The 26,848-nt window shown below is 62.1% G+C and carries 25 protein-coding genes and 1 pseudogene; 19 read left to right on the forward strand and 7 right to left on the reverse strand.

Features of this window, described 5'->3' with window-relative positions:
• Positions 1-47: 47 nt before the first annotated feature.
• The 3 genes from BO1_RS42610 to BO1_RS42620 all read right to left on the reverse strand — a co-directional run bounded on the left by BO1_RS42610 (position 48) and on the right by BO1_RS42620 (position 2,406).
• Complete coding sequence (locus BO1_RS42610; RefSeq protein WP_028222787.1) at positions 48-368, reverse strand: DoxX family protein; 321 nt, start codon at positions 366-368, stop codon at positions 48-50.
• 135 nt (positions 369-503) lie between these two features.
• Entirely contained in the window at positions 504-1,394 is an 891-nt protein-coding gene (locus BO1_RS42615) for an NAD-dependent epimerase/dehydratase family protein (protein ID WP_028222788.1), read from the reverse strand.
• A 103-nt stretch (positions 1,395-1,497) separates the two neighbouring features.
• Positions 1,498-2,406 carry a LysR family transcriptional regulator gene (locus BO1_RS42620; RefSeq protein WP_028222789.1) on the reverse strand — a complete coding sequence of 303 codons (909 nt, stop codon included), beginning with the start codon at positions 2,404-2,406 and terminating at the stop codon, positions 1,498-1,500.
• A gap of 314 nt (positions 2,407-2,720) precedes the next feature.
• On the opposite strand from BO1_RS42620, the gene BO1_RS42625 reads away from it, so the two are divergent.
• Positions 2,721-3,899: a serine hydrolase domain-containing protein gene (locus BO1_RS42625; protein ID WP_174490636.1), complete on the forward strand. Its 1,179-nt coding sequence runs from the start codon at positions 2,721-2,723 to the stop codon at positions 3,897-3,899.
• A gap of 244 nt (positions 3,900-4,143) precedes the next feature.
• On the opposite strand, the gene BO1_RS42630 is transcribed toward BO1_RS42625, so the two are convergent.
• On the reverse strand, positions 4,144-5,043 hold the full coding sequence (locus tag BO1_RS42630; protein WP_043288805.1) for a LysR substrate-binding domain-containing protein: 900 nt from the start codon (positions 5,041-5,043) through the stop codon (positions 4,144-4,146).
• Positions 5,044-5,182: 139 nt separating this feature from the next.
• On the opposite strand from BO1_RS42630, the gene BO1_RS42635 reads away from it, so the two are divergent.
• From BO1_RS42635 to BO1_RS42695, 13 genes and pseudogenes are all read left to right on the forward strand, one after another.
• Positions 5,183-6,211, forward strand: coding sequence for an ABC transporter substrate-binding protein (locus BO1_RS42635; RefSeq protein ID WP_062876986.1), 1,029 nt, complete (start codon positions 5,183-5,185; stop codon positions 6,209-6,211).
• A gap of 137 nt (positions 6,212-6,348) precedes the next feature.
• The gene (locus BO1_RS42640; protein WP_245644058.1) at positions 6,349-7,362 is read left to right on the forward strand and encodes an ABC transporter ATP-binding protein; all 1,014 of its coding nucleotides are present in this window, start codon (positions 6,349-6,351) and stop codon (positions 7,360-7,362) included.
• A 14-nt stretch (positions 7,363-7,376) separates the two neighbouring features.
• A complete protein-coding gene (locus BO1_RS55135; RefSeq protein WP_043288806.1) occupies positions 7,377-8,276 on the forward strand; it encodes an ABC transporter permease in 900 nt (299 codons plus the stop codon).
• The gene (locus BO1_RS42650) at positions 8,273-9,067 is read left to right on the forward strand and encodes an ABC transporter permease (protein WP_028222794.1); all 795 of its coding nucleotides are present in this window, start codon (positions 8,273-8,275) and stop codon (positions 9,065-9,067) included. The genes BO1_RS55135 and BO1_RS42650 overlap by 4 nt, the downstream gene beginning before the upstream one ends.
• On the forward strand, positions 9,064-10,167 hold the full coding sequence (locus tag BO1_RS42655) for an NAD(P)/FAD-dependent oxidoreductase (RefSeq protein WP_156992731.1): 1,104 nt from the start codon (positions 9,064-9,066) through the stop codon (positions 10,165-10,167). Before BO1_RS42650 ends, BO1_RS42655 begins: the two co-directional genes overlap by 4 nt.
• Complete coding sequence (locus BO1_RS42660; RefSeq protein WP_028222796.1) at positions 10,145-10,453, forward strand: (2Fe-2S)-binding protein; 309 nt, start codon at positions 10,145-10,147, stop codon at positions 10,451-10,453. Before BO1_RS42655 ends, BO1_RS42660 begins: the two co-directional genes overlap by 23 nt.
• Entirely contained in the window at positions 10,450-11,883 is a 1,434-nt protein-coding gene (locus BO1_RS42665) for an FAD/NAD(P)-dependent oxidoreductase (protein WP_028222797.1), read from the forward strand. Before BO1_RS42660 ends, BO1_RS42665 begins: the two co-directional genes overlap by 4 nt.
• A 38-nt stretch (positions 11,884-11,921) precedes the next feature.
• The gene (locus tag BO1_RS42670; protein WP_245644060.1) at positions 11,922-12,242 is read left to right on the forward strand and encodes a RidA family protein; all 321 of its coding nucleotides are present in this window, start codon (positions 11,922-11,924) and stop codon (positions 12,240-12,242) included.
• Between the two features lie 638 nt (positions 12,243-12,880).
• The gene (locus BO1_RS42675) at positions 12,881-13,936 is read left to right on the forward strand and encodes a BKACE family enzyme (protein WP_028222799.1); all 1,056 of its coding nucleotides are present in this window, start codon (positions 12,881-12,883) and stop codon (positions 13,934-13,936) included.
• 24 nt (positions 13,937-13,960) lie between these two features.
• Complete coding sequence (locus BO1_RS42680) at positions 13,961-15,379, forward strand: MFS transporter (RefSeq protein ID WP_322788560.1); 1,419 nt, start codon at positions 13,961-13,963, stop codon at positions 15,377-15,379.
• Between the two features lie 58 nt (positions 15,380-15,437).
• Complete coding sequence (locus BO1_RS42685; protein ID WP_043288808.1) at positions 15,438-17,483, forward strand: acetoacetate--CoA ligase; 2,046 nt, start codon at positions 15,438-15,440, stop codon at positions 17,481-17,483.
• A gap of 67 nt (positions 17,484-17,550) precedes the next feature.
• Positions 17,551-17,868 (forward strand): Rieske (2Fe-2S) protein, encoded by a 318-nt coding sequence (locus tag BO1_RS42690; protein ID WP_028222802.1) that lies wholly within the window; start codon positions 17,551-17,553, stop codon positions 17,866-17,868.
• 10 nt (positions 17,869-17,878) lie between these two features.
• Positions 17,879-18,264: pseudogene (locus tag BO1_RS42695) on the forward strand (AMP-binding protein); the annotation flags it as partial.
• 177 nt (positions 18,265-18,441) lie between these two features.
• On the opposite strand, the gene BO1_RS42700 reads toward BO1_RS42695, so the two are convergent.
• The gene (locus BO1_RS42700; protein ID WP_043288809.1) at positions 18,442-19,476 is read right to left on the reverse strand and encodes an AraC family transcriptional regulator; all 1,035 of its coding nucleotides are present in this window, start codon (positions 19,474-19,476) and stop codon (positions 18,442-18,444) included.
• Between the two features lie 211 nt (positions 19,477-19,687).
• Between BO1_RS42700 and BO1_RS42705 the strand changes: the two genes are divergently transcribed.
• The 5 genes from BO1_RS42705 (at position 19,688) to BO1_RS42725 (ending at position 24,645) form a co-directional block, all read left to right on the forward strand.
• Positions 19,688-20,659: a quinone oxidoreductase family protein gene (locus BO1_RS42705; protein ID WP_028222805.1), complete on the forward strand. Its 972-nt coding sequence runs from the start codon at positions 19,688-19,690 to the stop codon at positions 20,657-20,659.
• A gap of 160 nt (positions 20,660-20,819) precedes the next feature.
• Complete coding sequence (locus tag BO1_RS42710) at positions 20,820-21,668, forward strand: TauD/TfdA dioxygenase family protein (protein ID WP_028222806.1); 849 nt, start codon at positions 20,820-20,822, stop codon at positions 21,666-21,668.
• A gap of 109 nt (positions 21,669-21,777) precedes the next feature.
• Entirely contained in the window at positions 21,778-22,830 is a 1,053-nt protein-coding gene (locus tag BO1_RS42715) for a BKACE family enzyme (protein ID WP_028222807.1), read from the forward strand.
• A 275-nt stretch (positions 22,831-23,105) separates the two neighbouring features.
• On the forward strand, positions 23,106-24,227 hold the full coding sequence (locus tag BO1_RS42720; protein WP_028222808.1) for a porin: 1,122 nt from the start codon (positions 23,106-23,108) through the stop codon (positions 24,225-24,227).
• A gap of 31 nt (positions 24,228-24,258) precedes the next feature.
• A complete protein-coding gene (locus BO1_RS42725) occupies positions 24,259-24,645 on the forward strand; it encodes a BON domain-containing protein (protein ID WP_028222809.1) in 387 nt (128 codons plus the stop codon).
• A 43-nt stretch (positions 24,646-24,688) separates the two neighbouring features.
• On the opposite strand, the gene BO1_RS42730 is transcribed toward BO1_RS42725, so the two are convergent.
• Positions 24,689-26,152, reverse strand: coding sequence for a methylenetetrahydrofolate reductase C-terminal domain-containing protein (locus tag BO1_RS42730; RefSeq protein ID WP_028222810.1), 1,464 nt, complete (start codon positions 26,150-26,152; stop codon positions 24,689-24,691).
• Between the two features lie 145 nt (positions 26,153-26,297).
• On the reverse strand, positions 26,298-26,848 hold a 551-nt coding region (locus BO1_RS58510), incomplete at its 5' end, for a flavin reductase family protein (protein ID WP_322788561.1).

The raw sequence follows: 26,848 nt of genomic DNA on the forward strand, positions 1-26,848 counted from the left end.
TTAAGGCCAACGCCAGTAAGAAGCCCCACCAAACCCACAGAATCACACTAAAATGTGATTCCCCCCAGCGCGAGCATGACCAGAAAGACGCCGAGCGGAGCAAGGTGTGAAAGGTCACGATAACGCAAGACGGTCAAAATCGCTGCGGCGACAATGACGGCACCAAGGATCAGGCCCACCCCACGGGCAGCGGGAAGTGCGATCAGGGCGGCACACGTGATCTCCAGGATGCCGGTGGCGCGATGCCACCAGTGGGGATAGCCCCATCGGACAAAGTTGTCCCGATTGGCACGCGTGCCGATCGCGTTGAACAGCCCCGCAGCGGAGAAAGCGACAACGAGAAGCCAGATCGAAACCGTATGTAGCATTTAACCACTCTCAAGACTTAGGCGAGCACGCGGGCTCGCACATTGCGATGGAAATGTAGGAATGCCAATGATGATTCATTCACTACACACGAGTCCACGACCCTTGGGTCGGGCAGTTGAAGAGCTACCGGCAGCTTAAGCGCCCATCGACACGCAGGAACGCAACTCCTCGACGATCGAGCGTCGCGACGGACGCCAGGCAAGCTCGCGTTGTGCCTTTTCCCCGGAGACAACCTGATCGCAGGCGATCGCGTCGGCGAGTGCCCAGAGCGACTGGCGCGCCTCGTCGAGCGGCCATGCCGCTACGCGCCCCTCGGCGCCGGCGCCCTCGCTCGCCGCGCGCGCGATGTCGATCAGGGGTGTCGCCGCTCCGTGAACGCCGTTGAAGACCGAGCTAACCGGCGCCCGTTCAAGCATGAGCGCATAGAGGTCGGCGAGGTCGTCAGCGTGCACCGTCGACCAGCGGTTTCGCCCGTCACCCACGTAGCGCGCCACGCCGTATTCCCTGGCCGCGCCGTACATCATCATCGCGGCGCCACCCCAGTTGCCGTAAACCCAGCCTGGCCGGATTACGCCCGGGTGAACGCCCGTGGCCGCGGCCGCGAGGATCTCGTCCTCGAGCTCCAGGCGCCAGCGCACGAGCTCGAGCGGATTGCGCGGGCTGTCTTCGGTTGCGGGTGTGTCACCGGTCGATCCGTAGATCAGACAACCGCTGGTATAGATAAAACGCTTGCCCGTCCCGCGCAGGGCTTCGATGATCGAGCGCGTCGCAGCTATGTCATAAGTTGCCGTATTCTGGTCGCCCGGCGAGGCGGCATGGATAACCGCGTCGACGGCACGAGCGGCAGAAGCAACGCTCGCCGAGTCGGCAAGGTCGCCGTGCATCACCGCAAAGCCCTCGCCGGTCAGCCTGCTCGCACTCGTTTCCGAACGCGCGAGTCCCACGACCTCATGGCCACCCGCCATCAAGCGACGCGCCACAGCGCCGCCGATCAACCCGGTTGCTCCCGTCACCAATACACGCATGTCCGTTACCTCTTCCAATGTCGATGCGGGCAATGATAGGAGGCCGCGATTTCAAAGGGAAATCGCAAGTTCTGATGGTCCGATATCGCCCGCGCCGATAACGTCAAACCGAGGCGGCGACCTCGGCGATGACGTTTTGCAGCCAGCAGGTGGCGGGGTGAGCATCCGCGCGTCGATGCCACATCATCGCAAGCGTCCAGGTGGGCAGTTCGATTGGCGGTTGATGGACGCAGATGCCGACCCCAGTCGCTGCGAACCGCCGGGCGACACGGGAGGCGAGCGTCGCGACGAGATCGGTCTCGGCGATCACGAAGGGCGCGACCAGGAATTGCGGCAAGCTCAGTACCACGCGCCGCCCCAGCCCCAGCTTGGCAAGCTCGCGATCGACCACACTCGAGCGGTCGCCCTCGGGAGAGACCAGCAGATGAGGCGCGGCCGCGAAGGCGTCGAGGCTGGCGCCCTGCACGAATGCGGGGTGCTCGGGACGCGCTACGCAGGAAAAGTCCTCCTGGAGCACCGGGCGCTTGAGGATGCGTGGCGAGGCTTCAACCGGGAAGCCGATCGCGAGGCTGACTTCGCCGCTGTCGAGGAGTTCGATTGCTTCATCCCGGCCGAACGTTCCGTGCACATGCACATCGACGTTGGGCGCCTCGGTGCCAAGGCGTGCCAGCAGCGACGGCAGGAGCACGAAAGCGGCATAGTCGTTCATCGCGATCGCGAACGCGTCACTGGCAGTTGCCGGATCGAAACTATCGGCGCCTAACGCACCCCTTACAAGCCGCAGCGCGTTGGATATAGGGCCAGCAAGATCGTGAGCCCGCGGGGTCGGCTGCATTCCCGAAGGCGTGCGCAAGAACAGCTCATCCTCGAAGATCTCACGCAGGCGGGTCAGGGCGCCGCTCATCGACGACTGACTGAGGCCGATACGCAGCCCGGCGCGCGTGACGTGACGCTCCGCATAAAGCGCGTCGAATGCCTTCAGGAGATTGAGATCGAAGCCGCCGATTTCCATGGTGTCGAGAATACCTCACTGTGATCGTCGAAGACGGCGATGCTGGGGAGATTTGTAACCCCTGGGTGACATTCGTCCGACTGGCTCACTCCATCAACGGTCACCAGCAGCGTCATGCACAGCATTGCGTCGACCGTCCCAACGCCTTCCTGTCACGCCGCTACATCGTCCAATTGGATGATGCCGCTTGCGCAATTGTATGAAAAATTTTCGACAGCTTTGCGAACGGCAAATGTTGTCAGCGAAACTTTCCAGATAATTATTGCGGAGACTAAAGCGCACGCCTTCACGCCATGCAAACAAACACAACTGGTATGTCACCCGAACGCCTGAAACGCCTGTCGGCCGGGTTGAGCGAATACGTCGAACGCCAGGAAGTCGCCGGCGTGGTCGCAATGGTCTATCGCAAGGGCGCACTGGCGCATTGTGACGTGCTGGGCTACCAGGACGTCGAAACACGCGAGCCAATGCGGCGCGATTCACTATTCCGGATCGCGTCGATGACCAAGCCGATCACCAGTGTCGCGGCAATGATGTTGATCGAGGAGGGCCGTCTTCTGCTGGACGATCCCATTTCGCGCTGGATGCCGGAATTCGACAATCCACGGGTGCTGCGCGATCCGAATGGGCCGCTCGATGACGTGTATCCCGCGCCACGCGGCATTACAGTGCGGGATTTGTTGCTGCATCGTTCTGGCCTCGCGTATCCGGTCACGGCGCAAGGGCCGCTGGCCGAAGCGCTTTTCGGCTTCAATGCCGAAGTCTTGCCGAACGGCGACCCGGACACATGGCTGAAGCAACTCGGTGCTTTGCCGTTGATGTTCGAACCGGGCGCGCGCTGGCATTACGGCCTTTCGACTGACGTGCTGGGGCTCCTGGTTGGCCGGGTCGCCGGCTGCTCATTCGCGGATTTTCTCAGGGAGCGGATCTTTGAACCGCTGGGCATGCGCGATACGCGTTTCGACGTGCGAGCGCAGGATTCCGGTCGGCTGACCGTGGGGTATGTGGCGGGCGAGACGTGTGGCCAGTTGATCGCTCATGATCATCCCGAACGCCGCCTCTGGAATCCGGGCGCATTCCCGTCGGGCGGCGCAGGGCTAATATCGACCGCGGACGACTATATGAAGTTCGCATGTCTAATGATCGGGAACGGTCGCTCTGATCAAACACGCCTTCTGTCGCGTCATTCAGTCGAGCTGATGACGACGAATTTCCTCACCCCTGAGGAGCGCGCGACACCGTTCATGGGGATGCCTGGCTTCTGGGCGGCGAAGGGATTCGGTCTCGGCGTGTCCGTGACCGACAACGTCGCTTTTCAGGCGACGCTGGGGTCTGCCGGACAATACGGTTGGCCTGGGGCCTACGGCACGATGTGGCTGGCGGATCCGCGCGAAGACATGGCGTGCGTGCTGATGGTCCAGCTCTATTGGGCAACGCAGTGCAGGATTGCCCAGCACTTTCAGTCGCTGGTTTATCAGGCGATTGATGATTGAAGCCGGGGTGCTGCCGATCGAAAGCTAGCGAGGTTGAAGTTGCGTATGCAAAGGTCATGAGTCGGCAGCAGGTCGAAGGCGAATTGCGCCGACATCGTGGCCACCAGGAGCGCCTGCGGGCAGATTTGCTTGCGCGCGGCGGCAATGGCCGCGCAGGCTTGTCCGACCGCCCGCGAGCAACACGGCGACGCGCCAACGCATCCCACAGGACCACCGAACTCATCGCGCGGGCGTCGGTTGCGAATCAGTTGCGACGACGACCCGCGCGCTCCCTCACCTTCTCTCGTACGAACTCCAGGAAGGCGCAGGTGAGACGCGAAGGTGCCAGCCGGTCGGATAGAACGACACCATATTCAAAAGGGATCGCGGGCGCAAAGTCACGGACGCAGACCGCTTCTGTCAAATAGTCGGTGGACACCGGATCGATGATCGACACACCGGCGCCTCGTGCGACAAACGTTGCAATCGCGGCAGACAACTGGCACTCGGCGCTCATCACCCGTTCAATATGCCGTGAGGCGAAGATATCGTCGACGATACGGCGCGTGTCGAGCTCACGGGGAAACGAAATGAACTTCTCGCCCGCCAGGTCCTCGGGGGTAATGATCCGTTTGCGGGAAAGCCGGTGCCGCCTGGGCAAAATGCATTTCATATTGGCACTGAACAGCGTCTCGAGCCGCACGCCAGGCTGCCATGTCGTGTACGTCACGAATCCGATGTCGCATTGCTCGCTCGCCACCAGTTCCCCGACCAATCTCGTGCCGTGCACGAGTAACGAAACAGTCACCCCTTCGTGTGCCCGGGTGAAATCGGTAATCCACTCCGGCAGCAGGTTCAGCGCCAGCGCGGGCGCTGCCGCGACGTTCAGTGATCCCCTCGTGAGGGAGCGAATCTGCTGTGCCGCCTGGGCAATACGCTCAACGCCGACAAACGAGCGCTCCACTTCCTGATAGAGCAGTAACGCATCGGAAGTGGGGAAAAGTCTGCCTTTCTCACGCGCAAACAGGCTGAAGCCAATTTCCGTCTCCAGATCGAGGATCAGGCGTGTCACGGCTGGCTGCGTGATGTGCAGCATTTCCGCCGCCCGCGTAATCGACTGTCGCAGGATCACCGCCCGGAACGCTTCAAGTTGCCGGCTCTTCATCACCTACTCCATAACATTCATGCATCCGTTGACGTGAATTTCTGATTTGACCGTATCCATTTGGCGCACAAAACTGTGCCCAATCCGGACCAAGCCGGATACATCGCAGCATAACATTCCGATATCGATGGAGACTTCAATGCACAAACGTATCGTCCCGATCCTGCTCGCCGGCATTCTTGCCACCGTGCAGGCCCACGCTGAAACGACGCTCTACGTCGGTGCTTTTGGCGGATCCTTCGAACAACTGCTGCGGGAAAAGATCATTCCCCCGTTCGAGAAGGCCAACAACGTCAAGGTGGTCGTCGTCCCGGGCGACTCCACGACGACTATGGCGAGACTTCAGGCACAAAAGGGCAAGGAAAGCCTTGATGTCGTGTTTCTCGACGACGGTCCGATGTATCAGGCGATTCAGCTCGGCTTTTGCGACACGCTCACCGATGCACCGGTCTACCAGAACCTGTACGACGTAGCCCGTTTCAAGAGCAACAAGGCTGTGACGATCGGGTTGAACGCCACTGGCCTCGTCTACAACGAACGCCTGTTTGCAGCGAAGGGGTGGGCGCCGCCGACCTCGTGGCACGACCTGGCCGATCCGCGCTACAAGGGTAAGGTTGAATTTCCCACGATCAGCAATGGCTACGGCCTGCAGACACTCATTGTGCTCGCCCGTCTGAATGGCGGCAGCGAACAAAACATTCAACCCGGTTTCGACATGGTAAAGACATCGGTCGCACCGAATGTGCTGTCGTTCGATCCATCGCCGGGGAAGATTTCCGAGCTTTTCCAGACGGACAGCATTGCGCTGGCCGCATGGGGTGATGGTCGCACGCAGGCGTTGCGCAACCAGGGCGTGCCGGTCAAGTTCGTCGCGCCAAAGGAAGGCGCTGTGGTACTGGGTCTGAGCATGTGCCCCGTGAAACATGATGCGCCGAGCGATCTCGCCCAGAAGTTCATCCAGTTCTCTCTGTCGCCGGAGATCCAGGCAATGTACGCGGAAGAAGAAGGCGTCGCGCCGGTCAACAAGCAGACCCGCTTGTCCCCCGCGGTGGCCGCGCGGGTAGCCACTCCAAGTGCCGTTGCGAAGATGCTCAAGGTGGACTGGGACGTGGTCAACGACAAGCGCGCGACCTGGACCCAGCAATGGAATCGTGACGTAGAACGCTGATTGGCTGTTGGCGCCTGAAGGCGGTGGGCGACGCTGCCAGGTGCCTTTCCATTGTCGCCAGAGAATTTCCGGGATCTACCAGAATCATGACTTATTTACGGATTGAACGCCTGAACAAGCAGTACGGCGAGACTGTCGTGGTCGACAGCCTCAGCATCGATGTCGGGCGCGGGGAATTCGTCTCGCTGCTCGGACCATCGGGCTGCGGCAAGACGACGACCCTGCAGATGATCGCCGGCTTCGTCGAACCTACGGGGGGTGACATCAGCCTCGAAGGTCGATCGCTTGTCGGCACGCCACCTGCGAAGCGCGGCCTTGGCATTGTGTTCCAGAGCTACGCGTTGTTTGCTCACATGACAGTCGCGGAGAATGTGGAGTTCGGACTGCAGATGAGGCGCGTTGACGGGGCAGCACGCAAGCGCCGGTGCCTCGCCGCGCTCGATCTGGTTCAACTCGGCCGCCATGCGTCGAAGTACCCGCGCGAACTGTCGGGAGGGCAGCGTCAGCGTGTCGCGCTTGCGCGCGCACTGGTCATCGAGCCGCCATTGCTGCTACTCGATGAGCCGCTCTCCAACCTCGACGCGAAACTGCGTCACGATATGCAAGCGGAGTTACGCGCAATCCAGCGGAAAGTCGGGACGACCACCATCATGGTTACGCATGACCAGGCAGAAGCGTTAGCAATCAGCGACCGCGTCGCACTGCTCAATCAAGGCACCGTGGTCCGGTTCGATACTCCGACCGGCGTCTATGACGATCCCGGTAGTCTCTTCGCCGCGGACTTTATCGGTCGCGCGAATGTGTTGCGTGGACACGTGACCTATGACGGCGTGGAGCGGGTGCTCAAAGTGGGACCCGCAAGGCTGCCGCTTGACGTACCGCATGCATGCGGCGAATACGCGTTTTCGCTGCGTCCCGAACGCATCGCGCTGGTCGCAAGCGGTGCAGGACACGTGGACGGGCAGATTAGCGCATGCGCGTTTCATGGCAACTGCTGGTCGGTCAACGTGAGCACTGAAATCGGTGAGCTGCAGGTGCAACTTGCGAACGGTGGCGGGCACGTGGCAACGGTCGGGGATCCGGTCGGACTCGACTGGTCCAGTACCGCGTTGCGTCCGCTCGTACCGCACACTGGGGGTGTCCCGCGATGAGCGCCGCCCGCCCCATGATCCGGTCGTTGCGACCGGGTACAACGCGCCGCAAGCGGCCGAATGGCCCGCTCCTCGTCGCACCGGTGACACTGCTTTTCGCGTTGCTGCTCGTCACTCCGATGGCGCTTGTCGGCGTACTGAGCCTGCAAGGCTTCGACGCGGCCTCGGGTGGCGTGCTCGACGCTTATTCGTGGCACAACTACGTGCAGATCGTTGCCGATCCGTACTACCACGAGATATTCCTGCGCACGTTCGGACTCGCGATCGCCGTGACCCTCGGCACGATCGTGCTGGGCGTCCCCGAGGCGTATTTCATCTTCCGCATGTCGGCTCGCTGGCGCGCGTTCTTCCTGATTCTGACGCTCGGGCCGCTGTTTATCTCAGCCGTCGTGCGCACGCTCGGCTGGTCGATCCTGCTGGACGATCAGGGTGTCGTCGCGCAGCTGCTGGTCGGCCTGCATCTGGTCGACGCAGCGCCGCAAATGCTGTTCTCGTTTCCGGCAGTGGTGATCGTGTTGGTGCATGCGCTGGTGCCTTTGATGGTGCTGTCCGTCTGGACCTCCTTGCAAAGCCTCGATCCGCAGATCGCCAACGCGGCCGTTTCGCTCGGAGCCGGCCCGCTCACAGTATGGCGCCGCATCGTCCTGCCGCAGACTGCGCCGGGCATTCTGTCCGGCAGCCTGATCGTGTTCGCACTGAGCGCAAGCGCGTTCGCGACACCTGCGCTCATCGGCGGCCGGCGCCTCAAGGTCGTCGCGACGGCGGCCTACGACGAGTTCCTGCACAGCATGAACTGGCCGATGGGTGCGGCGATTGCGATTTGTCTGCTCGTACTGAATCTCGGCATCGTCGCGCTCTACAGCCGCCTTATCGAGCGGCGCGTCAAACGCCGTCTTGGAGAGGCCACATCATGAATCGAAATGGTCTTGTTGCGCTTGGCTTTCACGCCGCGTTCACGGTGTTTCTGATTGCGCCGCTGGTGATCGTTTGTCTCGTCGCCTTCACGCCGGGCAATCTGCTCAGCGTGCCGAGCGTTCATTTCTCGACGCGCTGGTTCCATGCGCTCATTGACGATCCGGATTTCACGCAGGCGTTCGGGAACAGTCTGTGGCTCGGGACGCTCTCCGCCACGCTCGCGGCGATGCTGGGCGTGCCGACCGCGCTGGGTCTGACGCGCTACCGCTTTGCCGGTCGCGATGCGATCAATTCGCTGCTGCTCTCGCCATTGATGATTCCGCCAGTTGTGATCGGCGTCGCGCTACTGGAGCTGTTCACGCGCATTGGCGTGTCCGGATCGTTCGTCTCGCTCGTACTGGCGCATACGATGCTGGTGTTCCCGTACTGCCTGCGGCTCATCATGGCGACGCTGGTCTCGACGGCGCGCGACGCCGAGCACGCCGCCGTCTCGCTCGGGGCAAACGCGTGGACCACTTTTGTGCGCATCACGTTGCCTGCGCTGATGCCAGGCATTGCCGCCGGCTGGGTGCTGGGCTTTGCAAGCAGCTTCGACGAACTGACCGCAACAATCTTCATCGCAGCGCCGACCACGATCACGCTGCCGGTACGCATCTACATGAGCATGACTGAAACCGTCGATCCGATGGTCGCGGCGGTCGCAACCGTAATCATGGCCGTCACGCTCGGCCTGATGTTCGCGCTCGACCGGCTCGTAGGCCTCGACAAGGTTCTGATGGGGAAGCATTGATGAAACAGGAATATGACTTTGCGATAGTCGGTGGCGGTCTGGTCGGGATGGCGATCGCCTACGGGCTTGCCAAACGCGGCCAGAAGACGATCGTGCTCGATGGAGAGGATTCCAGCATGCGTGCCGCGCGGGGAAACTTCGGCCTGATCTGGGTGTCCGGAAAAGGCAGGAAGCAGGTCGACTACGGTCGCTGGTCGCTCGAATCGGCGCTGCTGTGGCCAGCGTTTGCTGCGGAGCTGGAAGAAGCGGCTTCATTCAGTCTCGGCTACTCGCGCGCAGGCGGGATCAACATCGCGATGACCGATGACGCGCTGGCAGGCAGTGTGGATACGCTGCGCCACCTGCACGCCCAGGATGCACGTCTCACGTACGAAATCCTCGATCGTCAGCAACTGACGGAACGCATCCCGGAGGTTGGCCAGAACGTGGCCGGTGCGGTCTACTCGGAAAACGACGGCCATGTGAGCCCGCTATATACGCTGCGCGCCCTGTTCCTTGCCTTCGCGCGAACCGGCGGCGACTACGTGCCTGAGGCACCAGTGAAGTCGATCGAACGCGCGAACGGCGGCTTTCGCGTCGACACCGGCAAGCGCACGCTCGAAGCTGGGCGCATCGTGTTATGCGCGGGTCTCGGCAACCGGGAGCTCGCGCCCCTGGTAGGACTCAATGCACCCGTGGTTCCGTTGCGAGGTCAGATCCTCGTGACGGAGCGCGTGCGTCCGTTCCTCAAGCACCCGACGCTCTCAGTCAGACAAACGGCAGAGGGATCGGTACTGCTCGGCGAATCCGCGGAGGACGCAGGTATGGACGACGGCGTGACTCCCGAGATCGTCGCGCACATCGCCCGCAAAGCCGTGACGCAGTTCCCCCTGCTAAAGGGCGTGCGCGTGGTGCGCGCATGGGGCGCACTACGCGTGATGACGCCTGACAGCATGCCCGTCTACGAGGAATCCGCCACGCATCCCGGTGCGTTCATCGCAACCTGCCACAGCGGCGTGACGCTCGCCGCCGCGCATTGCGAGTTGCTCGTTGCCTGGCTGCTCGGAGGTCAACGTCCTTCTCTTCTGGACCATTTCTATGCAAAACGTTTCGCTGTTTAGTCAGATCGATGGTGCCCCGTCCCGCACGGTGCGGATTGTCGTCGATGGTCGCAATGTGGCCGTGCCGGAATACGCCAGCGTGGCAGCCGCGCTCCTGTCTGCCGGAGTCAGCGTCTTCCGTCACACGCCTGTGGGCGCCGCGCCGCGCGCGCCATATTGCATGATGGGCGTGTGCTTCGATTGCCTGGTCGAAATCGATGGCGTGCCGAACCAGCAGGCCTGCATGGTGCGCGTGCGCGACGGGATGGAAGTCAAAGCCATGGCTGGCGCGAGGGCACTCGTATGACGATCGAGACGGTAGACCTCCTGATCGTCGGAGCTGGCCCGGCCGGCATGGCGTGCGCGCTCGACGCGGCGCGTGAGGGCCTCGACGTGCTGGTTCTCGACGAAAACCCGCTGCCGGGCGGACAAATCTATCGCAACGTCGGGTGCTCGCCGCTCCCCAATGCGGCACTGCTCGGGGACGACTACACCTGCGGTGCGGAACTGGTCGCGCGCTTCGCTCGGGCGCGCCTGCGCTATTGGCCCGACACGCTCGTGTGGCAGGTCACGCGTACGCTGGAGATCAGCTTCACACGCCGCAGCGGCACCGCTGCAAGCGGGCAGATCCGTGCGAAAGCCGTGGTGATCGCCAACGGCGCCTACGAGCGGCCATGCCCGGTCCCGGGCTGGACGCTCCCCGGGGTCATGGGCGTAGGCGCTGCGCAGACGCTTTTGAAGTCGTCAGCCATGCTGCCCGATGGGCCGGTCGTGCTGGCAGGTAGCGGACCGTTGATGTATTTGTTCGCGTGGCAGCTCATTCAGGCGAACAGGGCACCGGCCGCGATCCTCGATACGACGCCTTCGCGCAATTACTGGCGCGCGCTCGCGGACCTGCCTGGCGCGTTGCGGACACCCGCGTATCTGCTCAAGGGCGGGCGTTTGCTGAATGCAATCCGGCGCAGCGGCATTCCACGCATTCGCCATGTCACGCAACTCGCGGTCGAAGGCGATGGCCGCGCAGAGTCGGTGCAATACACCGCAGGGGGATGCACGTCGAAGCTCGCAGCGAGTGTCGTCCTGCTGCATCAGGGCGTAGTCCCCAATGTGCAACTCACACGCTCGATCGGCTGCGATCATCGCTGGAACGAGGCTCAACTTTGCTGGCATCCGTGCACCGACGCATGGGGCGAGACAACGGTGCCGAACCTGTTCATCGCAGGCGACGGCGGCGGCATTCACGGCGCAGTCGCTGCGCAGACGGCGGGTGCGCTGACCGCGCTGACGGTGTCTCATCGACTTGGCTCGCTGAGCCGTGACGCGCGTGATGAGCAAGCTGCGCCGCTAAGGCGACAACTCGACCGGCACCGCGCCGTGCGCCCTTTCCTCGATACGCTCTACCGTCCGGCAGATGCATTTCGCCGCCCTGCTGACGAAACCATTGTCTGCCGCTGCGAAGAAGTCAGCGCCGGCCAGATCAGGGCGATGGCACGTCTTGGCTGCACCGGGCCCAACCAGAGCAAGTCGTTCTCCCGTTGCGGGATGGGACCGTGCCAGGGACGTCTATGCGGCCTCACAGTCGCCGAACTGCTTGCCGAAGCGCATGCGAAACCCGTGGCGGAAGTTGGTTACTACCGCATACGGCCGCCCATCAAACCGGTGAGCCTCGGCGATCTTGCCGTGTCTCATGTCCCCGACCTCGATGCAGCACAACCGACGGAGTTTGTACCCAAATGAATGCGTCCCCTATCGTAAGAACCGCTGGCAATGCACGCATGAGCAAGATGGTGCGCGCGGGCAATTTTCTCTTTCTCGCGGGGCAAACATCGTCTGGGGCACCCCATGCGCGCACCATCGAGGAGCAGGCCACTGAAGCGCTCGCGCGCATTGATGCATTACTGGCGCAGGCCGGCAGCAGCAGGCAACAGTTGCTGTCGGTAACGATCTATCTGAAGGATATGGCGCTGTTCGACCGCATGAACACTGTTTGGCAAAACTGGGTCGACCCGGAGCACCTGCCAGTCCGCTGCACTGTGCAGGCCACGCTCGGATTGCCGGAGTTACTGGTCGAGTTCAGTGTGACGGCTGCGGTTTGACGAATCCCCTGCGTCCCCGGATGAAGGGCGCTGGTCACGGTTACGTTGTTGCCACGGCGCATTGGGTAGTCGTCAGCGAACCCGGGCGGCTGAAAGAACGTGATCATGAACTCGGCCCCACTGCCGTTCGCGATGACTCGCGCTGGTACTGTCCAACTTGCCTGGGAATCGACGAAGTCGTGGTCGAGGATGCCGTGCGTCCAATAGCGTTCGTAGCGCCACCCACTCGGTGACGGTGACGCCGCGCTCTTCGAGCAGCTTCTGGGAACGCGCGGAGACATGGTTGGAGACGAATCGCACTTTGGCAGGCGTTACGGAGTGCCGGGAGCCCGTAATCGCGACGGGACCTGAAACCTTCATGCGGGCTTCGGGGTTTACGCGAGATGGCACGAAAAAAGAAAAAAATGGCATCAAAACTAAAATTCAGTTCACCGCTTGCCATATAGTTCCCACCAACGGCCCGGCGCGCCTCTGACAGTCAAGAGGGCGCGTGAACACACGCCGCCGAGTCAGGTTCGAACACCCCTCGCACCGAAGAGGAGCACGAGAGAGACAGTTCCTGGCCGATTCGGCGCCTCGACCTCTTTCGCGCCCGAAGATGACGGTTACCCCACCAACACTCACATAGAGGAACAGACATGAACTTCGTCGATGGCTCCCTGTACCCCGAGAATCAGGAAAAACTCGTTATCACGGTGGCTCCCTACGGCCCTCAATTCGAGGTCAGCGATTTTCCGGAAGACATTCCGGTCACCATGGAGGCGCAGATCCAGAAGGCTGTCGATTGCTACAACGCCGGCGCCACCGTGTTGCACCTGCACGTGCGTGAGCTCGATGGCAAAGGCTCCAAGCGCCTGTCGAAGTTCAACGAACTGATCGCCGGCGTGCGCGAAGCCGTGCCGGACATGATCATCCAGGTGGGCGGCTCGATCTCCTTTGCTCCCGAAGAGGACGGTGATATCGCCAAGTGGCTGTCCGACGATACGCGCCACATGCTGGCCGAGTTGACTCCGAAGCCGGACCAGGTGACGCTGGCGATCAATTCGAACCAGTTCAATATCATCGAAGCGCTCTCGGACGCGGACGTGGCAGGCACCTCTTTCGCCGAACCCGCAAAGCAGCAGGCCTATCGCGAAATGACGATTCCGGCTGGTCCTACATGGGTTGAAGAGCACATCCGGCGCCTGACGAATAACGGCATCCAGATCCAGTTCCAGTTGGGCAACATCAACGCGCTGGAAACCGTCGAGCGCATGATGCGCCGCGGGGTCTGCAACGTGCCGCTGATTCTGACCTGGATCCCGATTGGCGGCGGCGCCGACTCGATGACCCCCTACAACATGGCCAACTTCCTGAAGGCGGTGCCGGACGGTGCGGTGCTGACGTTCGAAGCCCAGATGAACAACGTGCTGCCGCTCAACATGATGGCCATCGCGCTCGGCCAGCATGTGCGCTGCGGCATCGAGGATACGATCTGGTGGCCCGATCGTTCGCGCAAGATGACTAGCGTCGAGCAGGTCGCGCAAATTGTCCGCATCGCCAGGGAGTGCGGCCGTCCTGTCGCCAACGGCAAGGAAGCGCGCGAGATCTACAAGATCGGCACGTTTTACAAGGATGCCGACGAGACACTGGCCAGAAATGGCTTCGCGCCCAACCGCAAAGCCGGGCAACGAGGCTTCCTTCAGCACGCTTGAGTATTCAGTCATCCGCGTCCGCACATGCTGGAGATGGCGGACACGATCTTTGTGCTGGTCAAGGCGGCCAAGATCGCCAGCAAGCCGATACCGGAGACATCTATGAGCTTGTACCAAAACGAACCTCAGGTCGGTGGCCAGGATGATTACCTCGTCAGCCGTCCGCGCGCGTGGTTCGCGTTCGCCATGACATTTGCGCTGATGCTGTTCGATTACATCGACCGGCAAGTCGTCGTGTCGCTGTTCCCCCATTTGAAGCTCGCCTGGAATCTGTCCGACAAGCAGCTCGGTGCACTCGTGTCGGTCATTTCCATCGTCGTCGCGCTGGGTGGGTTGCCAGTGGCGCTGCTGGCCGATCGCGTCAGTCGCGTCAAAAGCATTGTCCTGATGGCCGCGCTGTGGAGCCTCGCGTCGATCTCCTGCATGTTCGTGCGCAATTACGGCGAGATGTTCGCCGCGCGGGCGGTCGTCGGCGTCGGCGAAACGGGCTACGGCTCGGTCGGCGGCGCGCTGCTCGCGAGCCTGTTTCCACGCCGCCTGCGCGCGACGCTTCAAGGCGGCCTGCTGGCCGCCGCGTCGCTCGGATCGGTGCTCGGCGTGCTGGTGGGCGCCGAGGTTGCGAAGTACTGGGGATGGCGGGCGGCGTTCGGCGTGGTCGGCGTGCCGGGTCTCGCGCTCGCCGTGCTGTATCTGCTGGTGCCGGATTACAAGACCGTTGCGCTGACTCCTCACCCCGACGAGGCACGCCCGACAACGCTGGCTACCGCCCGCCAGGTCGTCGGCACGTTGCTCGGTTCGGCGACGATCTGGTGGACGTGTCTTGGCGCGGCCTTCCAGTTGATCGTGGTGTCGACGATCTGGTCGTGGCTGCCGAGCTATTTCATGCGATTCCATGCAGTGGCCCCGGATCGGGCGGCGCGCGAAGCGGCGGTGGTCGTCCTCTGCGGCGCGGTCGGCGGCGTCGTGTGGGGGAATCTGGCCGACCGTCTCGGCACCCGCGGGGCAGCGAAAAAGCTCGTGATGGTTGCATCGCTCGCGGTCGTGACCTTCGTCGTCCTGCTGACGGCGTTTACGATTGCTGCTGCGTCGCCGCATCAATTCGTGCTCGTTGCTATCGGCGGATTCCTGATGACCTGCACGCTGGCGCCGTCGGCGGGCGTGATCTACGATGTCGTTCACCCCGGTGTCCGCGCGACCGGCGCGTCGATTCTGTCGCTGTTCCAGAATCTTTTCGGGCTCGCCGTTGGCCCGGTGCTGGGCGGCCTCTTTTCCGACATGTGGGGTTTGCAGACGGCGCTGGCGATCATGCCCGCCTTCGGCATCGTGGCAGCCCTATGTTTCCTGCGCGCACGGCGGACCTACGAAGCCGACATGGCTCGCGTCGTCGGGGTTCACATGGATGCGGCGGCAACGCCCATGGCGCCGAATGCGGTATCGGCTTGAACGACATACGGCCCACTGATTGAGACAGCCGGGTTTCGGCTCAAATTCAGGATTGTTAATGAATCACTCGACCCTCTCAACCCAGCCGGCTACGCCGTCCGCGACAGCGGTGGAGCTGCCGGCCTGGCGGCCTTCAGCCGATACGATCGATTCCGCTCGCATCACGGAATTCATGCAATGGCTTTGCGTCGAACGTAACCTGTCATTCGGCAGCTATGAAGAATTGTGGCGCTGGTCGGCCGATCATATCGACGCATTCTGGTCGGCTCTCTGGGATTGGGCTGACATCATCTCGGTCGAGCCGCGCGGCGATGCGCTGGTCGACGCCACGATGCCGGGTGCGAAGTGGTTCCCCGGCGTGCGGATGAATTATGTCGAGCAGGTGTTTCGCAATGCCGATCAGACCACGCCTGCGATCGTGTTTCGCAACGAAGCGGGCGAGTCGCGTGAGCTGAGCTGGAGCGAGATGAAACGGCGGGTGGCCGCGCTCGCAGCCTCGTTGCGGGGTCTCGGCGTCACGCGCGGCGACCGTGTCGCCGCATTCATGCCCAACACGCCGGACACGATCGTGGCATTCCTCGCGACGGTCAGCGTCGGCGCGATCTGGTCGGCGTGCGCGCCGGACATGGGGCAGCTTGCCGTGCTGGACCGCTTTCGTCAGATCGCGCCGAAGGTCATGATCGCAGTCGATGGTTATCGTTACGGCGGCAAGTCGTATGACCGGCGCGAGTTGCTGCAGACGCTGCTCGCCGAATTGCCGAGCGTCGAGCACCTGATCCTGGTGCCAGATCTGGACCCCCGCGCTCGCGCCGATGCCTTCGAAAACGGTGTCTCCTGGGCCGCTGCGACCGCAGGCGAGGCGCCGCTGGAGGTTGACCAGGTTCCGTTCGACCATCCGCTCTGGATCGTGTATTCGTCGGGCACGACGGGCCTGCCGAAGGCGATCGTGCATTCGCACGGCGGGATCGTGCTGGAACATGTGAAGCTCACGACGCTCCATCTGAACCTGCACCCGGGCGACCGGTTCCATTGGAACGCGAGCACCGGCTGGATCATGTGGAACCTGCAGGCCGGCGGGCTGCTGGCAGGCGCGACGGTATGCCTGTACGACGGCAACCCAGGCTATCCCGACATGAACGCGTTGTGGCGTTTCGCCGGTGAAGCGCGCATCAACTTCTTCGGCGCCGGTGCCGCGTATTTCCAGAGTTGCGTGAAGGCAGGCGTGGAGCCGCGCAACGTGGCGGATCTCACGCCACTGCGGGCGGTCGGTTCCACCGGATCTCCGCTTTCGCCGGAAGGCTATCGATGGATTCTCGACCACGTCGGCGCGGTGTGGATCAACGCGATTTCCGGCGGCACCGACTTTGCCGGTTGCTTTGTCGCGGGTGTGCCGACGCTGCCGGTCTACCTTGGCGAAATGCAGTGCCGCTGCCTCGGCGCGCGCGTCGAGGCATTCGACGAGGCGGGTCGCGCGTTGATCGACGAGGTTGGCGAACTGGTCTGCACCGCACCGATGCCATCCATGCCGCTCTATTTCTGGAACGACGAAGGTCAGCGCCGCTATCGCGACAGCTATTTCGACACCTGGCCCGGCATCTGGCGTCACGGCGACTGGCTGCGCATCACGCCACGAGGCGGCGCGATCATTTACGGCCGCTCCGATGCGACGATCAACCGGTACGGCATCCGCATGGGTACGAGCGAGTTGTATCGCGCGGTGGAGGATTTACCCGAGGTGCTGGACAGCATGGTCGTCGACCTCGAATACCTGGGGCGCGAGTCGTACATGCCGTTGTTCGTGGTGTTGCGCCCCGGCGTCGAATTGACCACTGAGCTGACCGCTACGATCAGGGAGCGGATCAAGGCCGCGTTGTCCGCACGGCATGTGCCCAACGAAGTGCTTCAGGTGAGCGCAATACCGCGCACATTGTCCGGCAAGAAGATGGAGTTGCCGATCAAGAAACTGCTGCTGGGCCATCCGGTCGAGAAGGTCGCGAACCCGGACACGATGGCCAATCCGGACAGTCTCGACTGGTTCCGCGAGTTTGCGGCCGGCTGCGTGCAGCGTTTCGGCGATGCCAGCAAACCGTCATCGGCCAGGTAGCTTCCGGGATCGGCGAAGCGGTTTGCCGATCTCGGTGACGTTCGAAATTCCATTGGAGCCCATCAGCGTGTCACGTCGTATTCCAATCTCGCCCATTGACGCGCTGCGCCCTGGGCAGCGCAAGCTCGTTTTCGTCGATGGCGCGAGCGTCGTTGCCTTCAATATCGACGGCAAGGTCTTTGCGGTCGACAACTCGTGTCCACACAACGGCGCCTCGCTGGCCAGCGGCCAGCTGGAAGGACATGTGCTGCGCTGCCCCGCGCACGGGATGCGCTTCGATCTGCGCGATGGCATCGAGCGGGAAGCAACGGGCCTGTGTCCGAAGCAGTTTCCGGTTCAGGAATGTGACGGCCAGTTCGTGATGCGCGTTGACGACCCGTTGTAGACGATTCGAAGCGTTGACGTCGCTCGACGTTCGGCACGGCTCCACTGTCGCGGTGATGGACTGGGACAGTCATACATGTTGTCCCGGATCTGGGACGAACTGCGGTTCGTGCGCCGCGTGGTCATTCTGGCGGATGGCCAGCCGATGCCCAAGACCGACCTGCCGGTTCTTCCGGTTGCCGGCGAATATGAGGCGCTGCTGGAACGGGCGTCGCCGGATTTCCCGTTCGGCGAATTCGACGAGAACACGAAGGCCGCGGTCTTCTATACGACGGGCACGACCGGCGACCCGAAAGGCGTCAGCTACAGCCACCGCAACATCGTTCTGCACGCGATGTCGACCGCAATGAACCTGTGCGCGCCGCGCGAAGGCCAGCGGCTCCATCGCGAAGACGTTGTTCGCGAACACCTCATGAAGCATGTCGCGATGAACCGGATCAGCCGGTACGCGGTGCCGGAAGAAGCCCGCATCGTCTTTGTCGACGAAATTCCGAAGACGAGCTTCGGCAAGATCGACAAGAAGCGTCTGCGGAGCATGGCCCAGTAGCGCACGCCACTGCGCGGCCGTTGCGCTTCATTTGCAGTGCGCGTTGCGCCATGCCTTCGGCGCCATGCCGAAGTGGCGGGTGAACCATTGCGTAAAGGACGCGTGTCTCGTGTAGCCGAGCAGCGCGGAGACGCGTCCGATCGAATAGCGCCGGTTGCTCATGTAGCGAACCGCGAGGTCGTGACGCACTTCCTCGATCAGATCCGAGAACGTCGTGTCCGCGTCCGACAAATGACGCTGAAGCGTGCGGACGCTCGTATGCAACTGGCGCGCGACGCTCTCGATGTCCGCCTGCTCGACGGGCAGCAGCAAATAGATCGCATTGCGAACTTCCGCGTCGATCGTCGGAGAACCTTCCGGATCGACCGATTTCGCCAACCCCTCCGCGTATCGAACCAGCTCCGGATCGGCCATCGGATTGGGCTGGTCCAGATCGCTTTCGACACAGACCAGTCCGTTGAACTCGCTGCCGAAGATCACCGGGCAACCGAAGTAATGCCGATGATCGCGCAGGTCCGCCGGCGCCGAATGCGTGAAGTGGACGCTGACCGGCTTCCAGTTCGGGCCGAGAATCGCCGCGCAAGTCCGGGTCAGCACGCCAATCGCCAGTTCCACCGTCTGTCGTGGCCATTCCCCCGTATCGCACAGGATCTGCTCGCCGATTACGACCCGCGAGCCCGTTGTTTCGAAATACAACCCGAGTGCGTCGTTCAGCAGGTGGCGATATTGCAGCATCGCGAGGAGCACTTCGCGAAGCGTGCGCTTGTGCGCGAGCAGCAGGCCGATGACGCCGAAATCGAAAGCCGTGCGCGCCCGGGCCATCTGGATACCGAACGACATGCAGCCGGACTCCGACGCGGACGCCTCGAGCAGCCTGCAAACCGCCAGGAACGGGATGCGCTGCTCCCGGTTCATCAGCATCGCCGGATCGAGCCCGAACTTGCGCATCAGGTCGTGCGCGGGCAGTCCGTGCCGAAGCGCGACCTGCAGGTAATGCGTCAACGCCGCTGCCCGGGCCTTGGGTTCATTGGCTGTCACTGGATTGCGCTGAACGGTCGCCATGGCTGAGTCTCGGGGTTTATACGAAGTGGCACCAAAAGTGAAGAAAACGGCACCAAAACTAAAATCGATTTTACAGGCTGCCCTATATTAGCCAATAACAGTTCGCCGCGCAGCGACCCGAAATTTCGAGGCTCAGAACCGCGCGATCGATCCAGTGGCCGGGTTGCTGCGCACCGCATCGGCTGCAGAGGTCATTCATGGAGAAGTTCACATGCCACATGCAATCCGTCTTTACGAAATCGGCGGTCCGGAGGTCCTCAAGTTCGAAAGGGTGGAGGTCGGCGAACCGGGCCCGGGACAAGTCCGTGTCCGGCATCGCTACATCGCCGTCAACTTCATCGACGTCTATCACCGCACGGGGTACTACCCGCTCGCGTTGCCGAGCGGCCTGGGCTCGGATGCGGTCGGCGTCGTCGAGGCGGTGGGGCCGGACGTCACCGATATCAAGGTCGGAGACCGGGTCGGCTATATGGGCGGCCCGCAGGGTGCCTATTCCGACGTTCGCGTGATGCCGGCCGAGGTGCTGATTCCGCTGCCGGACGGCATCTCCGACCGGACCGCCGCAACGCTCATCATGAAGGGCATGACGGCCCAATACCTGTTCCGTCAGGTCTATCCGCTCAAGGGCGGCGAGACGATCCTGTATCACGCGGCCGCCGGCGGCGTCGGCCTGATCGCCTGCCAGTGGGCGCGCGCGCTCGGGGTGACGATGATCGGCACGGTCAGCAGCGACGAAAAGGCGGCGATCGCGAAGGCGAACGGCTGCACGCACACGATCGTCACGTCGCGCGAAAACATCGCGGAACGCGTGCGCGAACTGACGGACGGCAAGGGCGTGCCGGTCGTGTTTGATTCCATCGGCAAGGACACGCTGCAGGCATCGCTCGACAGCCTCCAGGTGCGCGGCACGCTCGTCAGCAACGGTACGAGCTCCGGCCCGGTGCAGATCGATGCGTTGACGCTCGCGCTCAAAGGATCGATCTGGTTCACGCGCCCCGCGATGGTGCACTACGCGAAGCCGCGTTCGCACATGCTGTCGATGGCAAAGGAACTGTTCGATCTGGTGCTGGAAGGGAAGATCACGAGCGAGCCGAAGCAGACCTTTGCGCTCGCGGAAGCCGCCGAAGCGCATCGCATGCTCGAATCGCGCAAGACAACCGGCGCGACGGTGCTGGTTCCATGACGTCGCGGCGCGCGGCTGGGCGACGCTGAAAGACATCGCGACGAGCCGCAGTACCGACCGTTTTACACGTTGCCTGGGGATCACGGCGTTGTACCCATCGCGCAAGCGCGACAGAGCATCCGGCGTGGTGCGCCGAAGAAGATTGAGGAGACTGAGTGTTATGCAAGTCGAGCAACTGACCTATGCCATGGGCGCCGAATTGACAGGCGTGAAACTGGCTGACGCGATCCACGATGACGGTCTGTTTGATGAGATTCGCACGGCGCTGCTCAAGCATCGGGTTCTGTTTCTGAGAGACCAGGATTTCAGCTGTGCGGAGCACGTGGCCTTCGCGCGGCGCTTCGGTGAACTCGAGGACCACCCGGTCGCGGGCAGCGATCCGGACCATCCTGGGCTCGTGCGGATCTACAAGACGCCGGATCAGCGCCCGGACCGCTACGAGAATGCCTGGCACTCCGATGCGACGTGGCGGGAAGCGCCGCCGTTCGGGGCGGTGCTCCGGTGCCTCGAATGCCCTCCGGTCGGCGGCGACACAATGTGGACGAACATGGTGCTGGCCTACGAAAGGCTGCCCGACCACGTCAAGGAACAGATAGCGAATCTGCGCGCCCGCCACAGTATCGAAGCCACTTTCGGCGCGGCAATGCCGATCGGGAAGCGTCTTGCGCTCAAGGCGCAATATCCGGACGCCGAGCATCCCGTGGTGCGCACACATCCGGAAACGGGAGAGAAGGTGTTGTACGTGAACGTCTTCACCACCCACTTCACCAACTTTCATACCGCGGAACATGTTCGCTACGGGCAGGACGCGAACCCCGGCGGCGCGGATCTGCTTCGCTATCTGATCAGCCAGGCGTACATCCCCGAATACCAGGTGCGCTGGCGATGGAAGCCGAACAGCGTCGCGATCTGGGACAACAGCGCAACACAGCACTATGCGGTGATGGACTACCCGCCCTGCCATCGGAAGATGGATCGTGCCGGCATCATCGGCACCAGGCCGTACTGATCTCTCGCGAGCGTTTCGCGGCCGTCTGTCTTCGCCGATGGCCGAAGCGCTGATCGACGCGTTGCGCTGATCCACGCCGATTCATTCAACTTCAAGCAAGGAGATAATCATGCAATTTCTCGATGATTCGCTACTGCCAGAAAATCAGGAACCCTTAGTTATTCAGGTCGCGCCCTATGGTCCGCAATTTCTTCCGGGCGACTCCGACGACATCCCGGTCAGTATGGACGAGCAGGTACAGAAGGCGGTGGATTGTTACAACGCCGGCGCCACGGTGCTGCATGTGCACGTGCGGGAGGCTGACGGCAAAGGCAGCAAGCGCCTGTCGATGTTCAACGAGCTTGTGGCCCGACTGCGCGACGCCGTGCCAAAGATGATTCTGCAGATCGGCGGCTCCATTTCGTTTGCACCGGAAGACTCCGGGCAGGCGGCGAAGTGGCTTTCAGACGACACGCGACACCTGTTGGCTGCGCTCGATCCCAAGCCGGATCAGGTGACGATCGTTGTCAACAGCGCGACGATGAACGTCACCGAGTTGCATCCGAAGGAAGAATTTGCGGGAACGTCGCTCGCCGAGCCCGCTTACTTCGATGCCTATCGCAACATGTCGTACGAGGCCGGTCCCGTGTTCGTGGAGGAACACCTGAAACGGCTGCAAGCCGCGCGCATTCAGCCGCATTTCATGATCAGCCAGATCGCCAAGCTGGAATCGATCGAGCGTCTGATTCGCCGTGGCATCTATAAGGGGCCGCTGGTCGTGAACTGGGTTCAACTCGGTGGTGGTTCCGAGGGCCCAAATCCCCGCAATCTGCTCGAAATGATCAATCGTCTGCCCGATAACGCGGTCTTCACCGTCGAATCGTTCATGCGCTACGTCCATCCGCTGACGACGATGGCCATCGCGATGGGATTCCATGTGCGCTGCGGCATCGAGGATACGCTCTGGGGCCGCAAGGGCGAGAGGATGACGTCGGCGCACCAGGTCGAGCGCATGGTGAACATGTCGCGCAGCCTGTATCGCGAGGTGGCGACGGCAGACGAAGCCCGGCGCATCTACCGGATCGGCGAATGGTATGAATCCACCGACGAGACGCTCATGAAGCTCGGGTACCTGCCGAACCGGAAAAGCGGCGTACTCGGGCAGCCTGCGTGGGGCGGGTAGCAATCTGAAGCAACGCGAACGTGGGCGTTCGGATGCTCCCCGTTGTTCGTTGCCTGCCGCCAAAGCTTTCTTCGCCCTGGACGGGCAAGACCGCGCATGCAGCGTTGTTGACTGCGTGCGCGACGGCGGGAGCCGACCGTCGCCATACGGTGTTCCGCAATCCGTGTATGTGCAGGAGAGGTATCGCCCGGGATCCTTGATCCCGGTTCGTCTGGAGGTCGGTAGATATCAGACCGGGATAGCCCGGCAACCATAAAAGGTGTGAGGAGACGTCAATGAAGCTGAAGTTGGGCAGTGCGGCAGTTTTCGCGGTATTCGCATGTGCGGCACACGCGCAGTCGTCGGTCACGCTATACGGTGCGATCGATTCTGGCTTGATGTACCAGAGCACATCCGCGGCATCGTTCGCGCCGACTGCGAAGAACAACGGGCATGTGTTCGCGTTCAAGGACGCGGGCATCTATTCGAGTTTCTGGGGCATGAAGGGCACCGAGGACATCGGCGGCGGCTACAAGGTCAACTTCCGGTTGCAGGGCGTGTTCAATAGCGGGAGCGGCAAGCTCGGACTCGCGGACACGACGGGCGGCACTGCGGTGTTCAACCAGCAAACGACGATCGGCATCTCGGGCCCATTCGGCACGTTCGACGCCGGGCGGCAGTTTACGCCGATGATCTATGCAATGGCCGACACCGACGTGCGCAACGCGCAGTACTTCGGCAGCATTCTGACTGCGTGGCTCGGGATGAACCAGGTCGCCGGATGGCCAGGTACGAATAGCAACGTGCCCATTGGCGCGCTGTACGACAGCAATGCGCTCGTTTACCAGTCGCCCAAGTTCTACGGCGCATCGATCGGGCTGGAATACGCGCCCGGCGGCGTGCCTGGGCAGCTCCAGGGCGGCACGCGCGAATCGGCGGTGCTCAAGTACTCGAACTACGGGCTTAATCTCTCCGCGGTCTATTACAACGGGCATGACACGAATACGGCGGCGGCCACGCCAACTGGCCTCGACAACAACCGCTTCTACTACTTTGGCGCCAAATACACCTATAGGGGGCTGTCGGTTTCTGCGTCATATGGGATCGGAAGGAACCCGTCGAATTCAGGTCATATGGATTACGAAATGATATCCGGTGGCCTGGGCTATCAGTTCAGCCCGGCTTTCCGGATCACGTCCGGATACTACTTCCTGAAGGACCGCAACAACGGCGCGAACCATTCGAGCGAGTACGCGGCAGGCGCCGAGTACAACCTGTCGAAACGCACGATGGTCTATGCGCAGGTCGGTTATGTCGCGAACCGAGGAACGATGAACCAGACGATCACGTATGGTCAGCCAGTCGCGCCGGGCGTGTCCACGACGGCTGCGATGATCGGTATGCGACACAGCTTCTGACGGGATGAAAGGAAAACGGAGAACGACAACGATGCAAACGATTCATGGTATCCGCGCGGCGCTCGGCGTTGCGATCCTGACCGCGTCGCTCGGCGCGTGGGCGCAGGCGAGCGTGACAGCGGCCGCATCGGCAAGCGCGACGTCCGAAGCGACCGTCGCGAAGTCCGGCCCGACCAGCGCGAAGGCGATGCGGCAGGCGAACCGAACGCTGCGGCGCAAGGTCTACGCCGCATTTTCGAAGCACAAGGAGATCGACGCGGGCAATATCAGCGTCACCGCGAGAAGCGGCGCGATCATCTTGAACGGCACGGTCGCCGAAGCGTCGCAAATAGACACTGCCGGCGAACTCGCGAAGGACGTGCCAGGCGTCACGTCGGTAACAAATAGAATCACGCTCCAGCGCCCACTCGGGCAGTAGCAGGATGTGAATGGCCGCAGCAGCAATGACTTGACCAATCAACTCAATGAGGCGAGGGCTTTGGCGTCGAATCTTCTGCCTCGAACCATTCAGGCCAGGAGCTGCGGTGCCTGCTTTCTGCTTCGATGCAAGGAATCAACGTCTGCGCCAGCACAGGTAATTGATGGGTAGATTTGGCAATCCGGTATTTGACACTGTGCACGCACTCCCGGTCGGCGAATTCGCAGCGATTGAGCCGGGTCCCGCCACAGGGGCCGTTCGCCAGGCCTTTGGGGCAGGTCTCGGGGCAGACGTAGAGGGTGTCCTGCAAGCGGCAGCGGCCGCAGGTATCACAGCCGACCAGCGGCCGTTTGACCGTCCGTTCGACAGCATGTAAGGCATTCGCTGCCACGCCGACCTTCCAGATCGGCCGCGTCACGCTCCAGCCAAAGGCTCTGCTGAGCCATCCCGTGCGACTGAAGAACTGGCCGTGTACCCAGGAGAGCAGCGTGTATCCCAGGCGCTCCCGGCGGGTGGCGGTGACATCGGATTGCCCCATTTCCCAGGCACCGTTTTCGGGAGCGAAGCATACTTGGGGCGCCCCAGGGATCTGCCAGCTTGCATGCCATCGTTCGGCCCAATCGGCCAGTGAGGCCACGCTATCCCGCTGCCCGGTGATCGCCCGCTCCAAGGAAAGCAGTTCGTCCAGCGTATGCACGCCGGACACATGAACACCGGCATAGCCCATCAATTGCAGGCCCACTATCTGCAGCGCCAGGCGCTCGAGGCTTCGTGCGTTGGCATAGGCCTGCGAGACCTGCTGCTCCCTGCCCAGCAGTTCGCGCATGGATTCGGTGATGACGACGCCGGGCACGTCCTGCAGAACGGCCGCGCGCTTGTCGGTCAGCTTCATTACGCAGGCCAGCATGGGTTTCATACTTACCTGAGCGCGCATCCAGGTCTGGGCTTCACTATGCCTGGCGGCGTCAAAACCCAGTTGCAGAGTAAGGAAATCAGCACCAGCCAGAAGCTTTTTCTGCGCCTTCAGATACTGTGCGCCGCCTTCTTCTTCGCGGTATTTGAACGGGTTCAACGCAGCGCCCAACAGCCAGTCCGGGCAGTGCTCACGGGCAATCTGCAGCGCGGGTACCGACTCCAGATAGCGCACCGGTGCCTGACCAGGATGGTGGCCTGGCAAGCGATCACCACTGAGCAGCAACAATTGCTCCAGTCCACGCGCCTTCATCGACTCCATCTGGAGCAGCAAGTCTGCGCGCTCGCGATCCTTGCCTGAAAAGTGCAGCAAGGATGATGCCGGATTTCCCAATGCTCCGGCGCCTTCCAGGGGGCTCAAGTCCGAGTGCAGGCCGACACGATCAGCGAAGGCTGGCAGCAACGGCCAGCCTGCGAGGTGCCCGCGTTGCACGATTTGCTCAAGCGCGGCCAGGCGCGAAGGGGACTGTTGAGGAACGACCTCAAGCACGCAGACGAAGCGTCCTTCGTTCAGCGCCTGTTTCAATGAACTCAAGACAGCTCAATACCGTTTAAATCAGAGGGGCGTCGTTGCCGCAGCCTCTTGGTGATCGTGCAGGGCAACGACTGCGATGACAGCCCGCAGCATGCGGGGAGGCATGGAAGAACGATTGCGCGAGCGCCTGGCGCGCGGTACGCGCTCAAACGGCGCTATGCGCGCCGATATTGTGATAGCGCCCTTTGAAATACAGCAATGGCTGCGTAGCAGCCGTTTCTTGCATGTGGAATGCTTTTACTTCGCCAATGACGATCAGGTGATCGCCTGCGGCATGTTCGGCGTAAATTTCGCAATCAAGCCAGTGAAGACTGCCGGCAATGACCGGATTACCCAGCGGCGATTCCTGCCACTCGACACCGTGCCACTTGTCCGTGCCTCGCCGAGCGAACTGGTTGGAAATCCGGACTTGCTCGTCTGACAGGATATTGACTGCGAAACGACCTGCCCGGCGAATCTTGGGGTAACTGCCCGAACTGGACATGACGCTGAATGACACCAGCGGCGGGCTCATCGACACGCTATAAAACGACTGGCACGTGAAGCCAACCGGTTCGCCATCAACGTGTGATGTAATCACCGTAATACCGGATGCGTAGTGCCCGAGCGCTTCACGAAAGCTCAATGGCTCGATAGCATTACTAGAAATGGACATAGTCGGTACTGGATACTGGGTGCAGCTCGAAAGTGTTAAGG

The organism is Paraburkholderia oxyphila NBRC 105797 (genome assembly GCF_000685075.1).
Lineage (GTDB): Bacteria > Pseudomonadota > Gammaproteobacteria > Burkholderiales > Burkholderiaceae > Paraburkholderia > Paraburkholderia oxyphila.